Genomic DNA, 3616 nt, shown 5'->3' with positions numbered 1-3616 from the left:
GCTATCCGCAATGCCGCCAATCCGTCCTCCATCCGCTCCAACATGCGAGCGACGGTAGAGCGGATGGAGGTGCTTCTCGACAAAGCCGACGGACCCGGCATGTTGTTCGACAAACACCGCACCGATCCCGCCGACAAGGTGATCCAGGTCTCCGACTTGAATACCGAGAGTCGGTTGTGGATCATCGGTGATTTGCACGGCGATCTCCTAGCACTCGAGGCCGCACTGGCGGCGATGCGCGATCCAGCGCTGCCGCCGGATGGGGGGCAGCTCCGGATCGTGTTTCTCGGTGATCTTTTCGATGATGAAGGTTTCGGGCTCGAAGTCCTTCTCCGCGTGTTCGAATTGATCGTCGACGCACCGGATTGTGTGTGCCTCATAGCGGGCAACCACGACGAGGCGCTCTCCTATGATGGCGTACGGTTTGCGTCGAGCGTGACGCCGTCGGACTTCGCGGATTTCCTGAACGCCAATCTCGCGCATGAATGGATCGAGCGGGCCGGTAAGGTGGCCGTGCGTCTGTTCGCCCGTGCTCCCCGTGCGCTCTTCTTTCCGGATGGACTTCTTGTAGCCCATGGCGGATTCCCGTTGGTCGATCTGCACGCGCGTCTTGCCGAAACAGGAGATTGGAACGATCCGATGTGCTTGTCGGATTTCGTGTGGACCAGGGCGCATCCGAAAGCCCGCAAGAAGCTCCCGAACCGCTTTTCGCGGGGGAGCCAGTTCGGGCACGAGGACTTCGCTGCTTTCTGCGGCCTGAGCACCCGTTTGGGACGTCCCATCACGCGCATGGTGCGCGGCCACGATCATGTGGAAGAGAGATACGCTGCCTATCCGGCGTATCGGGCTCATCCGGTGCTGACGACCGTAGCCCTCTCCCGCCGATTGAGCCGTGAGAGCTTCGGCCCTTACGAGCGCGTTCCCACCATAGCGCAGTTTGTCGAAGGAACGCTCCCCCGGGTGTACCGGCTGCACATTCCTGCGGACATGATCCGCGAGGTCTATCCGGAGCTCGCCTCCGGCAGCCCCGAGAGTGAAACCATCCAGGAACCTCATCGATGACCGGCGTAATCCTGCGTTGCCCGAACTGCGGCACCTCAAAGACGACTCCTGGTGAATGCGAAGCCTGTCACGAGGCGCAGGTCCGCTACTACTGCACGAGCCACAAGCCCGGTCGATGGCTCGATGCCTCTGTATGTCCGCACTGTGGTGCAAGATTCGGTGATCCGGTCCGTCCGGGGACAAGGCCCGTTGCACCTGCCGCTCCGCCTCGTCCACGGACGATCACGTCCACTGCACCCCCGCGCGCCGATCCTCCACCATTGCCTCCCAGAACCAGCGCCGATCCGTGGGGCCGCAGAGAACGGGAGAGATCTCCCGATCCGGATCTAGGTGCAAGCGATGAGAGCGCTTCGGTACGCGATATCCGTACGGCAAGAATGCTGGAGATCCTCAGGGCTGCTTCGCGCGCCGGCCGCATGTCCCGAGGAGCAACCTACACCGCTCCAGAAGCCCCACCGGTTGGGGCGGCGCTGGGCGGCTGCCTGATGCGCTTCGTGATCCTTGCGATGTTTTTGCTCATCAGCTTTTTTCTGATGCTCGCGCTTGTAGGTGGATCCCTGTTTGGAGGGTATTACTTCTGAAATAGTGAAGCACCGAGAAGCGGTTTTACGAGGAGTGCTCGGGCTTAGAGCTGTGGTGCCAGGCTCGATCTTCTAAATGAGAGTGTTCGAATGTCCGAGTTGGGTCAAACTTTCACGTTGCGGTAACAAACGAGCGTCAGCTCTCAGCCACCAAAGCGGGACAAGCTCTTACGTCTCGGGAGTGCCAATTGCGGACCTTCCGGACAGCAGGCCGACGATGTTCCGTGTGGCGGACTAGCAGATCAAGGTGATGGAGGTGTCTTTACGTTCGTCGACAGCGGCTCCCCGCCCCTAAGCTGTATCCGAAGGTTTCGCCCGATGGTAAGGAATACCGATCCGCGGTTGGCCCGGTCCGCATAGCTCATCCGCGACGCGGGACCGGATCCAACCCCGTCGACTTGACCGTTTCAGCAACATCCGACGATGACAGGAAGCCAATCAGCTCCGCTGCCGCATCCGGCTGCCGGGCGTTCGTCAGCACTCCGGCCGAGAACACAGTGACCTGCTGCACCTCTGGAGGAAGCGGACCCACCAACTCGGATCCGGGCACGCCGAGGATCTCGCTGATCTGCTGGAAGCCGATCTCCGCCTCGCCGCGCGCGACCACCGCCGCCACACGCTCGCTTAGGATGCGGCGGCTCTTCGGCGCCACCTCCGCCTCGATGCCGAGACGTTTATAGAGTTCAGTCGAGATGTAGACACCGCTCGCACTGGCGGAATAGGCGATTGACGGTGCGGCTAGAAGGGTCTGGCGCAGGGCGTCGACCGTCGCGATGTCGGGCTTGGGCCTACCGGCACGGGCCACCACCCCGATGCGGGACTCCGCCAAGTCGACGCGGCTGTCCGGCCGGACCACCCCGCGAGCCGCGAATTCGTCGAGTGCCGAACGTGCGAGAATGATGATGTCAGTCGGTTCACCGCGGGCCAGCCGTTGCGGGATGGCGTCGGGCGCGTTGCCCATCGACGCCCCGTAGGCGCTGACGACGTCCTTGCCTGTCATCTGCTCAAAGCGAGGAGCCAGGATGTTGTAGGCAGCCGTAAAGCCACCGGAGCAAATCACCCGGATTTGGGTAGCCTGCGCCCATGAAGACTTGGGTGCCAGCGGCGCCAGCAGGCCTGCCAGCACGGCACGGCGGGTCAGCATCTGCATGAAGTCCTCCCGGATTTTCCACGCCTAACCACAGATTATACACCCGCCCACACACTGGCGCGAGTGGGGCGCTGACTAAACCCATGGTCGCGTGACGGCCGCCTGTAACGGTAAGGCCAACAGGTAATGTAAGCCTCGCAGTGGTAAGTCTGGATTGGGTCAGGAACCGAGATTCCCTGCGTTTTCGGAACGTCCGGTTCGATGAGGATTGCTGCCTTCAAGCTTTCGTCTGCCTCGTGCCAGTTCTGGACTTTCAGTTCACCCCCTCGATCCTTTCTGAGCTCATGCACGTCAGACCTAAGTCCCCTCCAACCTCGGACCTCAGTCCAGCTTGAACAACCCACCGCCTCCGTCACAATGATTGTGTAGCTGGCTTCGCGTTGGCGATACATCGAAGCCGGCAGCGATCAAGGGAGAGGCTGCAATGGTCCTGGAGAGGCACTGTCACAATGATGGGCAATTCCCGCGCTGCTGGGCAAAGCTCACGGACACCGACGTGATGGACGGCCGGTGCGAGACAGCCGCGGCCTTGTTGACCCGCCCTTGGGTCCCGCTCAGGATCGCCAGGTCAGCACYTGACCGAGGCTGTGTCAAAACGCAGATAGCGACCGAGTGAGATCACCTCTGTGGTCCTCTGATCGGCTGGAGCACGAGAGCCAGCGGCCGTTTGGCTCCTCGACAAGGCTGGACGTCAGTCTCCCTGATGTCCGAGCCATCGTGATCAGCTTGGGGTCTAAAGTGATGCCCCCTCAGGACTGGATGGCTGCCAGCAGCGGTCCAGGACCAAGGATCGCCAGAACCCGCTTCAGGTTGTAGGCGAGCA

The 3616-nt window shown here is 61.7% G+C and carries 3 protein-coding genes; 2 read left to right on the top strand and 1 reads right to left on the bottom strand.

Going from position 1 to position 3616, the window contains the following annotated elements:
* Both ACXJKO_RS30570 and ACXJKO_RS30565 read left to right on the top strand, forming a co-directional pair.
* Positions 1-1062 (top strand): metallophosphoesterase (locus tag ACXJKO_RS30570; RefSeq protein ID WP_457094777.1); only part of this gene is annotated, 1062 nt, incomplete at its 5' end.
* A 377-nt stretch (positions 1063-1439) separates the two neighbouring features.
* On the top strand, positions 1440-1643 hold the full coding sequence (locus tag ACXJKO_RS30565) for a hypothetical protein (RefSeq protein WP_457094776.1): 204 nt from the start codon (positions 1440-1442) through the stop codon (positions 1641-1643).
* Positions 1644-2004: 361 nt separating this feature from the next.
* Here ACXJKO_RS30565 and ACXJKO_RS30560 read toward each other — a convergent pair whose 3' ends face one another.
* Positions 2005-2793: a substrate-binding domain-containing protein gene (locus ACXJKO_RS30560; RefSeq protein ID WP_457094775.1), complete on the bottom strand. Its 789-nt coding sequence runs from the start codon at positions 2791-2793 to the stop codon at positions 2005-2007.
* Positions 2794-3616: the final 823 nt, after the last annotated feature.

The sequence above is a fragment of the Microvirga sp. P5_D2 genome (assembly GCF_054049475.1).
Note: the sequence above shows the minus strand (reverse complement) of the source record. Positions and strands in the feature narration are given on the sequence as shown.